Below are 16,390 nucleotides of genomic sequence, written 5' to 3' on the forward strand. Positions count from 1 at the left end.
CCCTTGGAGCCTGGCGGAACTTACCTGCGGGGTTAGCCCCGCAGGAATTACTTGGCCTTTTCGAGGATCTCGACGATGCGCCAGCGCTTCGTCGCGGACAGCGGACGCGTCTCCATGAGGAGGACGCGGTCGCCGACGCCTGCGGCGTTCTGCTCGTCGTGGGCCTTGAGCTTGTTCGTACGGCGGATGACCTTGCCGTACAGCGCGTGCTTCACGCGGTCCTCGACGGCGACGACGACGGTCTTGTCCATCTTGTCGCTGACGACGAGACCCTCACGGGTCTTGCGGAAGCCGCGGCTCGCGGTCTGCTCTTCAGTCACGTTGCTCTCGCTCATCAGGCGCTCTCCACCGTCTCGATGCCCAGCTCGCGCTCACGCATCAGGGTGTAGATCCGCGCGATGTCCTTCCGGACGGCCTTGAGCCGACCGTGGTTTTCGAGCTGACCGGTCGCCGCCTGGAAGCGGAGGTTGAACAGCTCTTCCTTGGCTTCGCGGAGCTTCGCGAGAAGCTCCTCGTCACCCAGTTCGCGCAGCTCGGACGCCTTGGTACCGGCCGACATCACGCTTCACCTGCCTCGCGCTTGACGATCCGGCACTTCATCGGCAGCTTGTGCGCTGCGCGAGTGAGGGCCTCACGGGCGATCTTCTCGTTGGGGTAGGACAGCTCGAACATGACCCGGCCCGGGTGCACGTTCGCGATCCACCACTCGGGAGAACCCTTACCGGAACCCATGCGGGTCTCGGCAGGCTTCTTCGTGAGCGGGCGGTCCGGGTAGATGTTGATCCAGACCTTGCCGCCACGCTTGATGTGGCGGGTCATCGCGATACGGGCGGCCTCGATCTGGCGGTTCGTCACGTACGCCGGCGTGAGGGCCTGAATGCCGTACTCGCCGAACGAAACCTGCGTACCGCCCTTGGCCTGACCACGACGCTTGGGGTGGTGCTGCTTGCGGTGCTTGACCCTACGGGGGATCAGCATTTCGGTCAGGCCTCCGTTCCGCCAGTAGAAGAGGGCGCGGCCTCAGCCGGAGCAGCCGCCGCCGGAGCCTCGGCCTTGGGGGCCTCGGCAGCGGGAGCAGCCTGCTGCGGCTTGCGGCCGCGGCCGCCACGCTCGCCACCGCGGCCACCGCCGCGGGCCGGGCGGTCGCCGCCCGGGCCGCCACCGCGAGCCGGGCGGTTACCCGCACGGGCAGCGGCGTTCTCGGCGCGGACCTCGGCGATGTTCTTGACGTCGCCCTTGTAGATCCAGACCTTCACACCGATACGGCCGAAGGTCGTCTTGGCCTCGAAGAAGCCGTAGTCGACGTTCGCGCGGAGCGTGTGCAGGGGCACGCGGCCCTCGCGGTAGAACTCCGAGCGGGACATCTCGGCGCCGCCGAGGCGGCCGCCGCACTGGATCTTGATGCCCTTGGCGCCGGCCTTCATCGCCGACTGCATGCTCTTACGCATGGCGCGGCGGAAGGAGACGCGGGAGGACAGCTGCTCGGCGACGGCCTGGGCCACCAGCTGAGCGTCCGTCTCCGGGTTCTTGACCTCAAGGATGTTGAGCTGGACCTGCTTGCCGGTCAGCTTCTCCAGGTCGCCGCGGATGCGGTCGGCCTCGGCGCCGCGGCGGCCGATGACGATGCCCGGGCGAGCGGTGTGGATGTCCACACGCACGCGGTCACGGGTGCGCTCGATCTCCACCTTCGAGATGCCGGCGCGCTCCATGCCGGACGTCATCATCCGACGGATGGCGACGTCTTCCTTGACGTAGTCCTTGTACAGCTTGTCGGCGTACCACCGGGACTTGAAGTCCGTGGTGATGCCGAGCCGGAACCCGTGCGGGTTAACCTTCTGGCCCATTACCGGGTTCCTTCCTTGCTGCTGACGACCACGGTGATGTGGCTGGTCCGCTTGCGGATCCGGTAGGCGCGGCCCTGGGCACGCGGACGGAACCGCTTCAGGGTCGGACCCTCGTCGACGTATGCCTCGGAGATGACGAGGCTGCCGGCGTCGGTGTGGTCGTAGTTGTGTGCGGCGTTGGCAATGGCGCTGTCAAGCACCTTGCCGACCGGCACGCTCGCGGCCTGCGGGGCGAAACGCAGGACCGCCTGAGCCTCCGTGGCGTCCATGCCACGGATGAGGTCCACCACGCGGCGGGCCTTCATGGGCGTGACGCGGATGTACCGCGCCTGGGCCCTGGCTTCCATGGTTGTCCCTTCAGTGTTTGTCATGGTCGGTCACCCCGCGCTAGCGGCGCTTCGACTTCCGGTCGTCCTTGACGTGACCCCGGAAGGTGCGCGTCGGCGAGAACTCGCCGAGCTTGTGGCCGACCATCGACTCGGTGACAAACACCGGGATGTGGGTCTTGCCGTTGTGCACCGCGATCGTGTGGCCGAGCATGGCCGGGACGATCATCGAGCGGCGGGACCAGGTCTTGATGACGTTCTTGGAGCCGGCCTCGTTCTGTACGTCCACCTTCTTGATGAGGTGGCCGTCGACGAAGGGCCCCTTCTTGAGACTGCGCGGCATCTAAACCCGCTCCTAGCGCTTCTTGTTCGTCTTGCGGCGGCGGACGATGTACTTGTTCGAAGCCTTCTTCGGCGAACGAGTACGACCCTCCTTCTGACCCCACGGGCTGACCGGGTGGCGACCACCGGAGGTCTTGCCCTCACCACCACCGTGCGGGTGGTCGACCGGGTTCATCGCAACACCGCGGACGGACGGGCGGACGCCCAGCCAGCGCTTGCGGCCTGCCTTGCCCCAGTTGATGTTGCTCTGCTCGGCGTTGCCGACCTCGCCGACCGTGGCGCGGCAGCGCTGGTCGACCAGACGGATCTCGCCGGAGGGCATGCGGAGGTGGGCCATGGTGCCCTCCTTCGCCAGCAGCTGCACGGAGGCACCGGCGGAGCGGGCGAACTTGGCGCCGCCACCGGGACGGAGCTCGATCGCGTGGATCGTGGTACCGACCGGGATGTTGCGGAGCGCCAGGTTGTTGCCCGGCTTGATGTCGGCCCCGGGACCGTTCTCGACACGGTCACCCTGCTGCAGGTTGCGCGGGGCGAGGATGTAGCGCTTCTCGCCGTCCGCGTAGTGCAGCAGCGCGATGCGCGCGGTGCGGTTGGGGTCGTACTCGATGTGCGCGACCTTCGCCGGCACGCCGTCCTTGTCATGGCGACGGAAGTCGATGACGCGGTAGGCGCGCTTGTGTCCGCCACCCTGGTGGCGAACGGTCACACGACCGGAATTGTTACGGCCGCCCTTGCTGTGCAGCGGGCGGACCAGCGACTTCTCCGGCGTGGACCGCGTGACCTCGACGAAGTCGGCGACGCTGGAGCCACGGCGGCCCGGCGTAGTCGGCTTGTACTTGCGGATTCCCATTTCTCAGTCCTCGTCCGATATCGGACGATCCGACCCGCTTACGCGGCCGGACCGCCGAAGATGTCGATACGGTCGCCCTCAGCGAGGGTCACGATCGCGCGCTTGGAGCCCGCGCGCTGACCGAAACCGGTCTTGGTGCGCTTGCGCTTGCCCTGGCGGTTGATCGTGTTGACCCCGGTGACCTTGACCGAGAAGACCGCCTGGACGGCCTGCTTGATCTGGGTCTTGTTGGCGCCCGGGGCGACGATGAAGGTGTACTTGCCCTCATCGAGGAGCGCGTAGCTCTTCTCCGAGACGACCGGCTTCAGCAGCACGTCACGGGGGTCCGTGAACGACTTGCTGATCGGCGTCTCGACAGTGTTCTTGCCCTCGGTCTCGTGGCGCTTCGCCTTGGCGATGCGCGCGACCTTCTTGGCCTTGGCGGCCTTCGAGGCGATGCTCGGGTGACGCGTAGCCATCAGGCTTCGCTCCCTTCGGTGTCAGCGGCCTGGGGGCCAGACACGAAGGACTCGAAAGCGGCCTGGGTGAAGACCACGTCGTCCGAGACGAGAACGTCGTACGTGTTCAGCTGGCCCGGCTCCAGGATGTGGACCTGGGGCAGGTTGCGCGCGGAAAGCAGCGCGGCCTCGTCGGAGCGCTCGATGACCAGGAGCACGTTCTTGCGCTCGCTGACCTTGCCGAGGAAGCTCCTGGCGGCCTTGGTGGAGGGGGTCTCGCCCTCGATCACGCCGGTGATGACGTGGATGCGAGCGTTGCGGGCCCGGTCGGTGAGGGCGTGGCGCAGGGCCGCGGCCTTCATCTTCTTCGGGGTCCGCTGCGAGTAGTCGCGCGGCGTCGGGCCGTGCACGACGCCACCGCCGGCGAACTGCGGGGCGCGGGTCGAACCCTGACGGGCGCGGCCGGTGCCCTTCTGGCGGTACGGCTTCTTACCGCCACCGCGGACCTCGCCACGACGCTTGACCTTGTGCGTGCCCTGACGGGCGGCGGCCAGCTGCGCGACGACGACCTGGTGAAGCAGCGGAATGCTGATCTTCTCTACGTCGAAGATCTCGGCCGGGAGCTCAACGGTCCCGGCGGTGTCGCCGGAGGGCGACTGAATGTCAATGGTGCTCATAGTCCTCAGGCCCCCTTGGCCGCGGTACGGACCAGGACGAGGCCGCCGTTCGGACCCGGGATGGCTCCCTTGATGAGGAGCAGTCCCTTCTCCGCGTCAACAGCGTGAACGGTCAGGTTCTGGGTGGTGACCCGCTCGTTGCCCATGCGGCCCGCCATGCGGACGCCCTTGAACACACGGCCCGGGGTGGCACAGCCACCGATGGAGCCGGGAGAGCGGTGCTTGCGCTGGACACCGTGACCGGCGCCGAGGCCACGGAAGTTGTGGCGCTTCATGACACCGGCGAAGCCCTTGCCCTTGCTCTTGCCGGTCACGTCGACCTTGACGCCGGCCTCGAACACCTCAGCGGTGATCTCCTGGCCGAGCGTGTACTCGGAGGCGCCCGCGGTGCGGATCTCGACGAGGTGGCGACGCGGCGTGACATCGGCCTTGGCGAAGTGACCCTTGAGGGGCTTGTTCACCTTGCGCGGGTCGATCTCGCCGAAGGCGATCTGGACCGACTCGTAGCCGTCACTGTCGTTCGTACGGACCTGGGTCACGACGTTGGGTCCGGCCTTGACGACGGTCACGGGAACAACACGGTTGTTCTCGTCCCACACCTGCGTCATGCCGAGCTTCTCGCCCAGGATGCCCTTGATCTGCTTAGCCATCTTCAGCTCACCGACCCCTAGAGCTTGATCTCGATGTCGACACCGGCCGGCAGGTCGAGTCGCATCAGAGAGTCAACGGTCTTGGGGGTGGGGTCGAGGATGTCGATCAGGCGCTTGTGCGTGCGCATCTCGAAGTGCTCGCGCGAGTCCTTGTACTTGTGCGGCGACTTGATGACGCAGTACACGTTCTTCTCAGTGGGCAGCGGCACCGGGCCCGCGACCGACGCACCAGTGCGCGTCACCGTCTCGACGATCTTCTTCGCCGAGGAGTCGATGACCTCGTGGTCGTAGGCCTTGAGCCGGATGCGGATCTTCTGTCCCGCCATGGCTACTCAGTAGTCCTGTCTCTAGTAACGCTCTGCACCCCGGCAAGCCCTTCTTGCTCTTCCTCCGACCCACGCGGTCGGGTGTGTCGCGCTCTCACCGACACAGAAATCCCATATACGGAACTTCCCTGCTGGGAAAGCACGGCCCTTCCGGAACCGCAAGCCGAGGGCGAAGAAGCCCACCGGGTGCCTGGCCGGCGCCGCACTGACACTTCCCGAAAGATTCCCGTACGTCCGCCCCAGCGCTGCCGTAAGGCAGTTGGGACGACGAGTACCGTGGGACTCGCTTCCGGTCCTCCCGACGGGAGGCGCGCAGCATCAACACTCGACCGAGCAACTCCGACAGTCTGCCATATGGCGCAGGCGGCTGGCCAATCGGGGCGTAGAGATTACCCCTGGAGTGACGTAGGTCAAACACGTGCGCGCGGCGGGCGCCTCGCCCAGCCTCCATCGATGTTCATCCCTGTGAATAAGAATCAAGTACACGTCCATTGACGCGTCCACAGCAAGCGCTTACGGTCCCTGACGAGAACACGGGAAAGCGCTTTCCTTGCACGGTACCCCTGGATTCCCTGGTCATGGGACGACCCTGGAGGCAGAACGATGCAAGCGAGACCAGTCATGGCGTGTGTCGGCCTGGTGGCCGGCACGCTCGTAGCACTCTCCGGCACCCCGGCGCAGGCCGCGAGCGCCACGCAGTACGTGTCACCGACCGGCACCGCGAGCGCGGCCGGCACCCTGGCCGCCCCCACCACCCTCGCCACGGCGATCAGCCGCATCGCGTCCGGCGGCACGATCTATGTGCGCGGCGGGACGTACAACTACTCGTCGACCGTCACCGTCCCCGCGGGCAGCGACGGCACGTCGAGCGCGCGGACCACCCTGACCGCCTACTCCGGCGAGACCCCGGTCCTCAACTTCTCGGCGCAGAGCGAGAGTTCGTCGAACCGCGGGCTCCAGCTGAACGCCAACTACTGGCACGTCTACGGCCTCACGGTGTCGCACGCAGGGGACAACGGGATCTACGTCGGCGGCAGCAACAACGTCATCGAGCGCACGGTGACGTCGTACAACCGCGACACGGGTCTGCAACTGGGCCGCATCTCCTCAAGCACACCGAGCTCCCAGTGGCCCTCGAACAACCTGATCGTGAGCTCGGAGTCGCACGACAACGAGGACTCCGGCGGCGAGAACGCCGACGGCTTCGCGGCGAAGCTCACCACAGGCACCGGAAACGTCTTCCGCTACGACGTCTCCCACAACAACATCGACGACGGCTGGGACCTCTACACCAAGACCGACACCGGCGCCATCGGCCCGGTGACCATCGAGTACTCCCTCTCCTACGGCAACGGCACCCTCACCGACGGCACCCAGAACGCGAACGGGGACCGCAACGGCTACAAGCTCGGCGGCGACGACATCGCCGTCAACCACGTCGTCCGGCACGACATCGCCTACGGCAACGGCCATCACGGGTTCACCTACAACAGCAACCCGGGCACGATGACGATCTCGAACAACGTCGGCATCGACAACGCGGAGCGCAACTTCTCCTTCGACAAGGGGACGTCGGTGTTCCGTACGAACACGTCGTGCCGGTTCGCGGTCAGCGGCTCGAACGACAAGACGGTGGGCGACGCGGACAGCTCGAACCAGTTCTGGACGGGGTCGAACGGGGCGCGGTGCGCTTCGTACAGCGGGAGCCTGGGGTGGTCGTTCGGTTCGGATGGGAAGTTGGGGGTGACGTTTGGGGGGAAGGCGGTGAATCCGTAGCTGGGACCGCTGACGCCCACGATGTCCGAGGGCTCGTACGACTTCGCTCAACTCGGTCGTACGAGCCCCTCACGCTTCGGCGGGCCGGAACCTGATCCGGGTACCGAGCCGGTCGAGTCTGACGACGACGGCCGCGATGACGGTGAACTCCACGACCAGCAGGACGATCTGCGCGAAGACCCAGCCGTACCCCTTGATGGTCGGAGCGAGGAAGTAGGACGGGTGTCCCACGCAAGGTGTCTTCTTCGACGGGCCGGGGATTCCCGCCGGAGGCGAGGGTGCCGGTGTTCACGAAGGAGGAGTTCGGGGAGGGCCAGGATTCCGGGTTTGATCGGGAGGTGGATGTCAATGAGTGCCCGCGAGCAGGTCCTCGATGATCACGCCTTTTTCGGGGCGCTGAATTGCGCCGGCAGGCCGGCGTCGTCCTTGCAACCGAGTTCCTTGGCCATCGCGAGGGAGACCGCGTGCAGGACGTTCATGTTCGTTTCCCGCAAGTTGTCGTCATCGCTGTCCACTGCCAGAGGGTTCGTCAGTTCCCCCCGGATCAACACATCGTCGCCGTCCGAACCGAAGGAGTCACTGGAGCACTTCATGTAGAGAAACGCGTTCAGCGGCCTGGAGAGGGCCAGCTCACCCATCTCGTACTGGGTGAACTTCGGCAAGAGAGGAGCCGGTGCGGGAACTGTTTTGGCAAGGTAGAAGGACAGCTCGACACCAAAGTCCGCAGCCGGAGCGTAGGCCGTGCACAGCTGGTATTCCTCCGCTGTGGCGGAGTCGTCGGGCCCCTTCTCCCGATAGCCGGAGACGAGCGCCCGAGCGGTCTTACCAAGGGCTGCAGTGGATTCGCTCGTCGTGAACTTCTCGCTCCCCAGCGCGTACAGGAGCGCTTTCCTGGCGCCTGTCGAGAGCTGTGCTCCGCACAGGTTCGACGATGCGGCCTCGGTCGTCGGCTTCTCTGTTGGTTCATTGCTGTCGCAGGCCGTGAGAGAAGCAACCAGGGCAGCAACGGTCGCCGCGGTGGCGGCCAGGTGCCGCACGGGCCTGTTGCTGAGCATGGTCATTCTCCTGTTTGGGGCAACTGCCCCCGTTGGTCCTCTCGGAGGCTCCCGCTGTTGTAGCCACTGATCCAGGCTTCCTCAAGATCCTGTCCGAAGTCAGTGTCTCCCTGACTGATGTTGTGGTGGGTCAGGAAGGTCCTAGCCGGCTTTTCGGCGTTCGTCTGGCCGGCCGCAAAGATCGCCTTACGCTGAGCCTGGATGTCCTCGCTGCTGTCCTGCTGCTTGGCGTCGGTCCAGTCGCCGATGACGTTGCCGATCTGCTGTTCCAGCGCGCCCTGTCCCGTATCGGTCATCACGGGGATAGCCGTTGCCACGACACCGGCAGCGGCAACCTCGGGCAGGAAAGCCACACCGGCCGCCACGGTCGCACCCGTGCCGAACTCGACCCAGCCGTTTCGCTTCGCGAGGGCATCGTTGTACTCCTTGTCCGCCGCGAGTTGCCCGGCCTTGAGCTGGTCGGCCCGCGCCTGGTCCAGGAGTCCCTGGATCTCCGCACCGCTGCGGGTCGCATCGCGTACGCGCGGCTCGTTGATGGAGCCGTCGTCGCCGACCTGCGCTTCCAGCACACTGGTGGTGTATACCTGCCCCGCGTTGGAGACTTCCGCGTAGGCGTCCGGATGTTGTCCGATCGTGCTGAGGAAGCTGATGGTGTCGCTCTGACCGAACTTGGCATGCCCGTCGACCCCTGATGCGGGCGCGAAGGTGCTGCCCTGGCGGTTCTCGTCGAGTCCCCAGTTCAGGTCGTCGATATAGCCCGCCCCCATCCGGCCGAGGCTGTCGGAGAGGATCTCCTGCTGCTTGACGAGCTTGGGATCGTTGCCGTAGGTGTGCACGACCTGTTTCATGATCTTGGCCGAGTCCTCGTCGCGGACCAGCGTCGGCGTCGGATCGTCGTACGCGTGCCCGAGCGTCGCCGACTCCAGCGCGTGGCCCAGAGCGTCCACTCCGTATGCCTTCGAAGGCACCCCCGAGCCGTCCATCGGCCACTGGAACTTCCTGTCCGTCAGCTCGTCGAAGTACGTGTAGCCGAGCTTCGCGCCTTTGTGTTCGCTGCCGTCGGCGTTGTACACCTTCGGGCTGTCGTCGGCGAAGAACGCCTTCGAGGCTTCCGGGCTGTGCCCCAGCGCTTCGAGGGCGCTGGTCAGCGGGTCGTACCCCGTTCCGACCTTTCCCGAAGGGTTGTAACCGAAGTCGGCGTCGATCCCGCCCGTCATGGGCTTGTTCAGGGTGAACAGGTTGGGGTTCTCGTGGTGCAGTTGGACGATGTGCCCAGCAATGGGGTTGATGAAGTCCGCGTCGTAGTTCCCGTACCTCAGCAGACCACCGAGAACCTGGTATCCGTACGGCTGGTTGAGCCCGGCGTTCTCGATCTGCAGGCGCTGGCCGCCGAGCTTGCGCATCTGGTCGCCCCAGCTCGCAGGCACGTGGTGCTTGTGGTCCGGGTCGGTGGCGTTGGCCAGCGCCAGGCCCATGGACCGCTGGAGGTCCTTGGTCAGGGCAAGCCGGGTCTTGTCGTCACCGGCCGTGCCGTCGAGCGCCATGGAGCCGTAGAACTCCAGCGTCTTCTCCGGGCCGAGGGTCTTGTAGAAGTCGGTGGCGAACTCCCCGCCCTTTTCCGCGCCGTTGTACTTCATCAGCCGGTCGAATTCCTTCAACTCGGCGTTGGTCATGTGCTCCCCCTTCTGGGCGAGCTCGACCGCACGTGCGGCCTGTGCCTCGTTGAGCGAGTCGTAGTCCGCATGGCCCGCGTCGTGCAGATCGTTGCCATGGGATCGGGCGAGAGCGGCCTTTACCGACTGGTCCACGTCGTCGGCGCGTCCGACCTTCGCCGAAATCTGGTCGGCGATGGACTGTCGGTGCTGCTGCGCCTTGCCGCCGGCCTTCTCCTTCGGCGCCTGCCCCGGCGGAACGTACTCGTGGACGGTGACCGTGGTATCCCCGTTGTCCGTGATGGTGTAGTTCTTCGCCCGCGCTTCCTCAACCAGGGCTTTCAACGCACCTTGCAGCGCGAGGAGTTCACTGTGCGCATCGTCGAGAACCTGGTAGATGCTGTTCGCCTCGGTGTGCAGATCGGTGAACTCCTTGGCCGTCTTGTCGACGAACCTCCGAGTGACGTCGGCGTTCACACCGGCCCAGCGAGCCGAGTCCGACTTGGCCTTCATCCCCGAACGGGCGTTCTCGTCCAGCGTCTTGAGGGCGTCGACCGCATGCTTCCAGTCGTCTACGGCCGCGCTGAGCTTCCCGAGATCGACGTCGAGCAGGTCCTTGTACTTGAGTGGCACCGCGGTTCGACTCTCTCAGTGGAAGTAACTGTTGAGGCTGGACACGGACATCGCGGAACCGTCTCGGCCGCTGATCTCGGCGGAGATCTGAGTGTCGTCCTGAGCGTGCAGCTTCTTGCTGTAGTCCAGGTGGTTCGAGATGTGCGCGACGGCCTGAAGGACCGACTTGACCTGCGAGGTCCAGATCGAGACCGTGGTCACGAGGGCGGGGCCCATCGCGAAGCCGCTCCCCTTCAACTCCTCGCCGGCCTGCATCGTCGAGCCGGATTCGCCCTTGCCCGAGCCTGCACCGGCGATGTCCACACGCTGCCGCAGGTGGTCGTGGAGGATGCACGCCTCATGCCCTACGGCGCCGAGGTCGTCCTGGTGCACCACCAGATCGCCGGTGACACCACCTCCGTCCGCAGGAAGCTGGTTGAGCCGCATGCGCGCCGAGCCCCTCTGGGCCGCGTCAGTCTTGAGCTGCTCCCACTCGTCCCAGGCCATCGCCCGGCGTCCTCCCTCGATCCCCTGATCCCCGTGTGCCCCAGCAGTCGGCTCGGCCGGCCGCAGGGTTTCTTACCAGTTCTTCAACTTACCCAACGGCGGCGCCGCCCACGGCACTTGACGGCCACCCCGCATCGGTGCTTCACACCTGCCTCGCGCCGCGCATGCCAACCACCGGCTGCCAACTGCCGGCTGCTCATGCTGGTCTGCGTCGGCGCGCGAGAAATGCCACCGCACCCCCGCCGGCCAGCACCGCGGCACCGACACCCAGTCCGATCCAGAGGACGCTCACACCGCTGTCCCCCGAGGACGGGACAGCGGCCGGAAGGTCATCTCCCTTCGCCGGGACGCCCGCCGCACGGGAAGCTGAGGCGTTCGAGCCCGGCGACGGCGAGGTCCGTGCGGCGGCAAGGTCCGGGAGCGGGTACTCCCCCGCCGGGCCAGGGTTCCCGGGGTTCTGCAGAGCGATGCGAGGGCGGACGATGCCGTACCCGATCGAGTTATTGCGCTTCGCGCCGTCCGTCGGGGCACCGATCGTGTTGAGCAGGACGCGGAGGACCTGGTTGTTGGTCCAGGTGGGGTGCTTGGACCAGATCAGGGCGGCGCTGGCCGAGGCCAAGGCGGTGGCGCCGCTGGTGCCGTGGCCTCTACAGAGTCCGCTCCGGCTCGCACACGCATAGACCAGGTCCTCCCCCGGTGCGGCCAGGTCCACCTGGGGGCCGTGTTGCGACTCAGCGGTCCTGCTCAGGTTCTTGCCGACGGCGGCCACGCCTACGACGCCGGGGGTGGCCGCGGGGTACTCGACCTGATTCCCCTTGTCTCCACTGTTGCCGACCGCCGCGAAGACCAACGCGCCCTTGTCCAGGGCGTACCGCGCCGCCGACGTCAGCTTCGCCGAGCCCTCCGTCTGTCCCAGCGAGATGTTGATGACCCGAGCTCCGGAGTCGGCCGCGTAGCGAATCGCCTTCGGTGCCGCCTCGTTGAACTGCCGCGCGGCCTCCCCCTCGTCCGCCGCGGCCTCGGCGTCGGGCATCCGGATCGGGAGGATCCTGGCCCCTGGCGCGAGCCCGAAGGCACCCTTTCCTGAGTCGTAGGACCCGGTCCCGGCGATCAGGCCCGCCATTCCCGTGCCGTGACCGTCGTAGTCGGTGTGTTCGTCGCCCGCCTGGCCCGTGGCAAAGTCCTTCCCGGGCAGGATGCGACCGTCCAGGTCAGGGTTGTCCTGGTCCACACCGGAGTCGATCACGGCAACGGTGACGCCCTTGCCCGTACTGGTCCGCCACATCTGCTCGGCCTTCATGGCATCCAGGAACCACTGCTGCCGCCGGGTCGAATCAGCGTGCGCCGGAACGCCCGTGGCACCGACCAACAGCAGTCCGAGCACCGCCGCTGCCACAAGCTCGCGGCGCCCGCGCCGAGTACTGCTGATGAACATGCGTTGCTTCTCGCCTTCCCTGGATGTCACTGAGGGTCAATCGGTGGTGAGGTTTCCGGTACGACGGCGCCCCTCCCGGCGCTGACGCTCCTCGGCCTCACGGCGGTCGGACCGTGAGCCGGAAACGCCCGCGCGAGTCGAGGGCGTCGAGGGCGTAGAGGGCGTAGAAGATGCAGACGGCATCGGCTGCGTCGAACGAGGAGCGGTCCCGCTGCCGCGGTTTGCCCCCGGGCGTCCGGCGCTGGGTGTGCCGCCCGAGACACCGTCTCGAACCGCGGCACCCGAGGCGACCGTTCCACCGGTGCCACCCGCACCAGGTCGACTGGACGACACCCGCCCCGGCTGCTGGGCGGCACCGCCCACGACTCCCCTGTTGGGAGGTACAGCGCGGCCACTGCCTGCTGTGGAGCCCACCGGACCACGACCGGTGGGGTTCTTCGCACCCACCACCGTCCCGCGGGGAATCGCTCCCGCCGGCCGACCCGTCGGAGTCCCGGTCGGGCGACCGCCGACAGCACCGCTGGTGCTACTGCCACGCGCTCGGCCGGAGTTGGGAACAGGGGCTCCTTGGCCGGGCCTGGCGGGAGACACGCCAGTGACAGCCGGCCGGGCAGGCGCTGTCGGCCTGCCCACCATTCCCTCCGACCTCACCGAACCGCTCACCGCTCTCCCCGGCACAGCCGAGCCGACAGGGTTGCCGGTATTGCCACCGAACACCGGCGTCCCGCCACCGGGCGGTGTTGTCGCCGTGGTGTGGGGCTGCCCCATGCCGCTCGGGCCGTCACTCGTACCTGCACCTGTGTTCGGCATGTGGGGCAACGTGCCCGCCGAGTCGACGCCCACCCGAACCGTCGGGTCGATGGTGGTCGCCGTCGGCGTGTACTCGGAGACCATCCCGTCGTGAGAAGTCGGCTTCGGCTCCCGAATGTCACCTACGTCCAAGTGTCCAGCAGGCTCCTGCACCAGAGAGCGAGGAACCGAGTCACTCCGCACAGGGACAACAGGGGTAACGCGGCGATGGGAGTCACCACCACTGGGACGGGCGACACCACTCTGGCTGCCACGCCCACGAGCGTCCGGCGGCTGCACGACCTTCGGCGGCGGCGGAAACGCAGGCCGCTCCAACCCGTCCATCTGCGTGGCCGACAGTCGATACGACTGGCCCAGCTTGAGCATCTGGAGGGCGGCCTCCTGGCGGGCCTTTTCCTTGGCTGCGGTGATGGCGGCGAGTTCGGGCGCGGAGTTGGTGTGGACGGCCGTGGTGTCAGGGTCGTTGTGGACCAGGGGTGCCGCGTTCAGATTCACTCGCGCGCTTTTCGTGTCGCGCGGGATCGCGGCCTGGGCGTGGGCGATCGCGTCGGACGCCTGGCCGAGCCACTTCGCGGCGCCGTCGCTGAAGTCGCCCAGGCGCAGGGTGGAGTTGGCCAGGTCGCCGGCCCAGGTGCGGAACGCGTCGGCTCCCTCGCCCTTCCACTCCACGTGCTGCGGGCGGACCTTGAGTTCCTCGCCGATCCTGCGGATCTCCTCGGCGGCCGCGGTCAGGCGGTCGGCGGCGAACCGGACCGTGCCCGGGTTCGCCTGGTCGAGCCAGGCGAGCATCTGCTCGTGGCTCATGTCCTCGAAGGGCGTGCTGCCGGTTCCGGGCGCTACGGCGGCCATCAGATCGTGCCGCCCGCGTCGCCTCCGGTGACGGTGTGAGGCTTCCTCGGTAACTGGGGGTCGTAGGCGCCGCCGTAGTGCTTCGTCGTCTCCGTGCTGATCGCGGTCATACGGTCCCGGAGGTCGAGGTCGATGTTCCGGTAGCCCTTGTGCGAGGCCAGCACCGCGATGTTCATGCCCTCCATCGAGTCGGAGAGCAGCTTCGAGAGCGTCTCCAGTTCACCGACCACCGCCTCGTACGACGTGAACAGCCCGGCCGCCTCGGACCATTGGCCGCCACCGCCACCGAACTGATGCCGTACGAGCCGCTCCTGGCCGACCTTGCCCGGGCCGGCGTCCGAGCCCTTGAGGTCGTGAATCAGTTGGTCGACGCGCTTCTGGAACGCCGTGAAGGACGACAGTTCGGTGGCGACATCGGCGGCGCCCTTCACCGCGTCGAACGCACCGAACGCCCACGACGACGTCCCCGAGCCCGATCCACCGTCGCTCGACAGCACAACACTGTCCTCCCCCGTGCGTTCCTCAACAGCCCAGTACCACCACCCACTTTAGCTACACCCAGTGACAGTCCTGTTTCGCTCCGTCCCGCTAGCAGTCGGAACGGGCCGGTCAGTTGGGCCAGGGGACCACTCCCGCGAAGAAGATCACCGAGAGCAGGACCGTGCCGGGCGCGAGGACGGCGACCACGCGGCGCCGGGCTACGTTCGACTCGGTATGCGGCAGGCCCCAACTGACCAGCAACAGCGCGACGGAGGCCAGAAGCCCCGCCTGGAGGAACGTGAAGGCGGTGTCGAACCTCCGGTTGAAGTGCTCCGCCTCCGCTCCGTCGCAGGCGTCGCAGGCCATGGGTGAGAGGGCGGCGACGATGTACGCGATGAGGGCTGTGGGCAGGGTGACGACCGTCGCGATCAGCGGTCCGACCCATGTACCGCGTACGGAAGTTCCCTGTGTGATCGACATGCCCTCAGCCAATTGCAGGGCGCGGGGCGGCACATGAGCACTCGTACTCATTCCGGCAACGTCACTTGCACCCCAAGGTCCGGAGCGTCGCCGGGAAGTAGGCCCGCATGAACTTCTCGATGTCCTTGCGGTGGGTCTGGTCCATCAGTTTGATTTGGGGGACTTGGAGGGTGAGGGTGAAGTATTTGCCGCCGTTCGTTTTACAGGGGGCGATCGAGATGGCTCCGTCTGCGCCGACGATTGTCTTGTAGGTGAAGTCGATCTCCCGCGGCTCCCTGATTCCCGAGATCGAACCGGTATCCGCCGCCAGGTACATGAGGTCCCTTGCCGTGTCATCCCAGGAGAAGCGGAAGTCAAGAACAGGGTCGCGCCCAGCGAGAAGCACGCAGGGTGCAGTGATTGCCTCAGACCGATCAACTCGGGTGAACTCGTGCAAATCATCCGTGGACGTCAGGAGCGGACGGGTGACAGCGGGATCGATCGGCGTACCACAAATAGCTCCCGGGAGTTCGTGACTACCGGAGGAGCTACAGGACATCGCGAGGAAAGAAATCGTCAACACGATAAGGAGCTGGCGACCATTCACTTCGGCTGCACTCCGGACATACCCGTAGCCTGCGCAATTCCTTCTCGCGCTGACTTGTTGACCTCAACCTTGGGGTCGAAGTACGAATTTCCATCCGTGTGGTGAGCCCTCTTCCACTCTTCCGCGAGCGCCATCAATTGGCCGTTCCTCGTGGTGTACGCCTGAACATTGGCGTCCTCCTGCTTGCTGTCCAGCTTCCGCTGCTCATCGGCCAGCCACTGCTCCGTCACATAGTCAAAGCCCGCCTGTACGTCACTACTCACCACAGGGATATAACTGATCGCCTTGTCAAAGAACGGCTTCGTCTCGAACTCCGCAACCTTTGGATCCCCTGCAGCCTGCAACCGCGCCTCCTCCAAGAAACCGACGGTTCGGCCGGCCCGGGTCAGAGAATCGGGCGAGTTCAAGTGGTCGCGGTGAATATCCGACACCATCGCCTGGTTCATCCCCCCGTTCAAAATCCCATACGCCCCCTCATCCTTGGACACCTGCTTCGCAACCTCGAAAAGCTGATGCTGGTCCAAGGGTGAATGGCCAACATCCACCTCACTCATCGCCGCATGCACAGTCCCCCCATGATTGACAAGCACGTTGGCCATCGGCTTCCGCAACGACGCTGGGAACTCATCCCCGCTGTCCGCCAAATATGTAAGCGCCGACTTGAACACCGCATCGTTAGTCGCCCGATCCCCCACC

At 66.3% G+C, this 16,390-nt stretch carries 21 protein-coding genes and 1 pseudogene; 1 reads left to right on the forward strand and 21 read right to left on the reverse strand.

The genetic code is table 11. The annotated features are described in order from the left end of the window. Nucleotides 1-47: 47 nt before the first annotated feature. From rpsQ to rpsJ, 11 genes are read right to left on the reverse strand one after another with little or no spacing between them, the layout of a single operon-like run. Nucleotides 48-335 carry a 30S ribosomal protein S17 gene (gene rpsQ / locus AC31A1_RS17625; RefSeq protein ID WP_019072282.1) on the reverse strand — a complete coding sequence of 96 codons (288 nt, stop codon included), beginning with the start codon at nucleotides 333-335 and terminating at the stop codon, nucleotides 48-50. Continuing rightward, nucleotides 335-559: a 50S ribosomal protein L29 gene (gene rpmC, locus AC31A1_RS17630; protein WP_003998824.1), complete on the reverse strand. Its 225-nt coding sequence runs from the start codon at nucleotides 557-559 to the stop codon at nucleotides 335-337. Before rpmC ends, rpsQ begins: the two co-directional genes overlap by 1 nt. Next, complete coding sequence (rplP, locus tag AC31A1_RS17635; RefSeq protein WP_010986348.1) at nucleotides 559-978, reverse strand: 50S ribosomal protein L16; 420 nt, start codon at nucleotides 976-978, stop codon at nucleotides 559-561. The genes rpmC and rplP overlap by 1 nt, the downstream gene beginning before the upstream one ends. Nucleotides 979-983: 5 nt before the next feature. Then, a complete protein-coding gene (gene rpsC, locus AC31A1_RS17640) occupies nucleotides 984-1,844 on the reverse strand; it encodes a 30S ribosomal protein S3 (protein ID WP_489654215.1) in 861 nt (286 codons plus the stop codon). Then, the gene (rplV, locus tag AC31A1_RS17645; protein WP_006604878.1) at nucleotides 1,844-2,191 is read right to left on the reverse strand and encodes a 50S ribosomal protein L22; all 348 of its coding nucleotides are present in this window, start codon (nucleotides 2,189-2,191) and stop codon (nucleotides 1,844-1,846) included. Before rplV ends, rpsC begins: the two co-directional genes overlap by 1 nt. 40 nt (nucleotides 2,192-2,231) lie before the next feature. Next, complete coding sequence (gene rpsS, locus AC31A1_RS17650; RefSeq protein WP_019055518.1) at nucleotides 2,232-2,513, reverse strand: 30S ribosomal protein S19; 282 nt, start codon at nucleotides 2,511-2,513, stop codon at nucleotides 2,232-2,234. A gap of 12 nt (nucleotides 2,514-2,525) precedes the next feature. After that, entirely contained in the window at nucleotides 2,526-3,362 is an 837-nt protein-coding gene (rplB, locus tag AC31A1_RS17655; RefSeq protein WP_262064199.1) for a 50S ribosomal protein L2, read from the reverse strand. Nucleotides 3,363-3,400: 38 nt separating this feature from the next. Beyond that, nucleotides 3,401-3,820: a 50S ribosomal protein L23 gene (rplW, locus tag AC31A1_RS17660; RefSeq protein WP_200681734.1), complete on the reverse strand. Its 420-nt coding sequence runs from the start codon at nucleotides 3,818-3,820 to the stop codon at nucleotides 3,401-3,403. Beyond that, nucleotides 3,820-4,476 carry a 50S ribosomal protein L4 gene (gene rplD / locus AC31A1_RS17665; RefSeq protein ID WP_388113708.1) on the reverse strand — a complete coding sequence of 219 codons (657 nt, stop codon included), beginning with the start codon at nucleotides 4,474-4,476 and terminating at the stop codon, nucleotides 3,820-3,822. Before rplD ends, rplW begins: the two co-directional genes overlap by 1 nt. Nucleotides 4,477-4,481: 5 nt before the next feature. After that, the gene (rplC, locus tag AC31A1_RS17670) at nucleotides 4,482-5,126 is read right to left on the reverse strand and encodes a 50S ribosomal protein L3 (protein WP_033280016.1); all 645 of its coding nucleotides are present in this window, start codon (nucleotides 5,124-5,126) and stop codon (nucleotides 4,482-4,484) included. Between the two features lie 17 nt (nucleotides 5,127-5,143). Then, a complete protein-coding gene (gene rpsJ, locus AC31A1_RS17675) occupies nucleotides 5,144-5,452 on the reverse strand; it encodes a 30S ribosomal protein S10 (RefSeq protein ID WP_003948644.1) in 309 nt (102 codons plus the stop codon). 603 nt (nucleotides 5,453-6,055) lie between these two features. Here rpsJ and AC31A1_RS17680 point away from each other — a divergent pair. Next, nucleotides 6,056-7,228 (forward strand): right-handed parallel beta-helix repeat-containing protein, encoded by a 1,173-nt coding sequence (locus tag AC31A1_RS17680; protein WP_489654216.1) that lies wholly within the window; start codon nucleotides 6,056-6,058, stop codon nucleotides 7,226-7,228. A 69-nt stretch (nucleotides 7,229-7,297) separates the two neighbouring features. Here AC31A1_RS17680 and AC31A1_RS17685 read toward each other — a convergent pair whose 3' ends face one another. The 10 genes and pseudogenes from AC31A1_RS17685 to AC31A1_RS17730 all read right to left on the reverse strand — a co-directional run. Continuing rightward, complete coding sequence (locus tag AC31A1_RS17685; RefSeq protein ID WP_489654217.1) at nucleotides 7,298-7,459, reverse strand: hypothetical protein; 162 nt, start codon at nucleotides 7,457-7,459, stop codon at nucleotides 7,298-7,300. 146 nt (nucleotides 7,460-7,605) lie between these two features. Further along, the gene (locus AC31A1_RS17690; RefSeq protein WP_489654218.1) at nucleotides 7,606-8,283 is read right to left on the reverse strand and encodes a hypothetical protein; all 678 of its coding nucleotides are present in this window, start codon (nucleotides 8,281-8,283) and stop codon (nucleotides 7,606-7,608) included. Between the two features lie 2 nt (nucleotides 8,284-8,285). Then, a complete protein-coding gene (locus AC31A1_RS17695; RefSeq protein WP_489654219.1) occupies nucleotides 8,286-10,568 on the reverse strand; it encodes a hypothetical protein in 2,283 nt (760 codons plus the stop codon). A 15-nt stretch (nucleotides 10,569-10,583) separates the two neighbouring features. Continuing rightward, entirely contained in the window at nucleotides 10,584-11,054 is a 471-nt protein-coding gene (locus AC31A1_RS17700; protein ID WP_489654220.1) for a hypothetical protein, read from the reverse strand. A 196-nt stretch (nucleotides 11,055-11,250) separates the two neighbouring features. Then, complete coding sequence (gene mycP / locus AC31A1_RS17705; protein ID WP_489654221.1) at nucleotides 11,251-12,489, reverse strand: type VII secretion-associated serine protease mycosin; 1,239 nt, start codon at nucleotides 12,487-12,489, stop codon at nucleotides 11,251-11,253. Between the two features lie 36 nt (nucleotides 12,490-12,525). Then, on the reverse strand, nucleotides 12,526-14,148 hold the full coding sequence (locus AC31A1_RS17710) for a WXG100 family type VII secretion target (protein ID WP_489654222.1): 1,623 nt from the start codon (nucleotides 14,146-14,148) through the stop codon (nucleotides 12,526-12,528). Further along, nucleotides 14,148-14,645 (reverse strand): hypothetical protein, encoded by a 498-nt coding sequence (locus tag AC31A1_RS17715; RefSeq protein ID WP_489654223.1) that lies wholly within the window; start codon nucleotides 14,643-14,645, stop codon nucleotides 14,148-14,150. Before AC31A1_RS17715 ends, AC31A1_RS17710 begins: the two co-directional genes overlap by 1 nt. 112 nt (nucleotides 14,646-14,757) lie before the next feature. After that, entirely contained in the window at nucleotides 14,758-15,108 is a 351-nt protein-coding gene (locus tag AC31A1_RS17720) for a hypothetical protein (RefSeq protein ID WP_489654224.1), read from the reverse strand. 61 nt (nucleotides 15,109-15,169) lie between these two features. Next, entirely contained in the window at nucleotides 15,170-15,424 is a 255-nt protein-coding gene (locus AC31A1_RS17725; protein WP_489654225.1) for a hypothetical protein, read from the reverse strand. Between the two features lie 266 nt (nucleotides 15,425-15,690). Further along, a pseudogene (locus tag AC31A1_RS17730) lies at nucleotides 15,691-16,390 on the reverse strand (hypothetical protein); the annotation flags it as partial.

This window comes from Streptomyces sp. P5F9 (assembly GCF_057961495.1).

Excerpts from the sequence above, each read along its gene's own strand:
- rpsQ (WP_019072282.1), bottom strand. The coding sequence starts at position 335 with ATGAGCGAGAGCAACGTGACTGAAGAGCAGACCGCGAGCCGCGGCTTC.
- rpmC (WP_003998824.1), bottom strand. The coding sequence starts at position 559 with ATGTCGGCCGGTACCAAGGCGTCCGAGCTGCGCGAACTGGGTGACGAG.
- rplP (WP_010986348.1), bottom strand. The coding sequence starts at position 978 with ATGCTGATCCCCCGTAGGGTCAAGCACCGCAAGCAGCACCACCCCAAG.
- rpsC (WP_489654215.1), bottom strand. The coding sequence starts at position 1,844 with ATGGGCCAGAAGGTTAACCCGCACGGGTTCCGGCTCGGCATCACCACG.
- rplV (WP_006604878.1), bottom strand. The coding sequence starts at position 2,191 with ATGGAAGCCAGGGCCCAGGCGCGGTACATCCGCGTCACGCCCATGAAG.
- rpsS (WP_019055518.1), bottom strand. The coding sequence starts at position 2,513 with ATGCCGCGCAGTCTCAAGAAGGGGCCCTTCGTCGACGGCCACCTCATC.
- rplB (WP_262064199.1), bottom strand. The coding sequence starts at position 3,362 with ATGGGAATCCGCAAGTACAAGCCGACTACGCCGGGCCGCCGTGGCTCC.
- rplW (WP_200681734.1), bottom strand. The coding sequence starts at position 3,820 with ATGGCTACGCGTCACCCGAGCATCGCCTCGAAGGCCGCCAAGGCCAAG.
- rplD (WP_388113708.1), bottom strand. The coding sequence starts at position 4,476 with ATGAGCACCATTGACATTCAGTCGCCCTCCGGCGACACCGCCGGGACC.
- rplC (WP_033280016.1), bottom strand. The coding sequence starts at position 5,126 with ATGGCTAAGCAGATCAAGGGCATCCTGGGCGAGAAGCTCGGCATGACG.
- rpsJ (WP_003948644.1), bottom strand. The coding sequence starts at position 5,452 with ATGGCGGGACAGAAGATCCGCATCCGGCTCAAGGCCTACGACCACGAG.
- AC31A1_RS17680 (WP_489654216.1), top strand. The coding sequence starts at position 6,056 with ATGCAAGCGAGACCAGTCATGGCGTGTGTCGGCCTGGTGGCCGGCACG.
- AC31A1_RS17690 (WP_489654218.1), bottom strand. The coding sequence starts at position 8,283 with ATGCTCAGCAACAGGCCCGTGCGGCACCTGGCCGCCACCGCGGCGACC.
- AC31A1_RS17700 (WP_489654220.1), bottom strand. The coding sequence starts at position 11,054 with ATGGCCTGGGACGAGTGGGAGCAGCTCAAGACTGACGCGGCCCAGAGG.
- mycP (WP_489654221.1), bottom strand. The coding sequence starts at position 12,489 with ATGTTCATCAGCAGTACTCGGCGCGGGCGCCGCGAGCTTGTGGCAGCG.
- AC31A1_RS17710 (WP_489654222.1), bottom strand. The coding sequence starts at position 14,148 with ATGGCCGCCGTAGCGCCCGGAACCGGCAGCACGCCCTTCGAGGACATG.
- AC31A1_RS17720 (WP_489654224.1), bottom strand. The coding sequence starts at position 15,108 with ATGTCGATCACACAGGGAACTTCCGTACGCGGTACATGGGTCGGACCG.
- AC31A1_RS17725 (WP_489654225.1), bottom strand. The coding sequence starts at position 15,424 with ATGTACCTGGCGGCGGATACCGGTTCGATCTCGGGAATCAGGGAGCCG.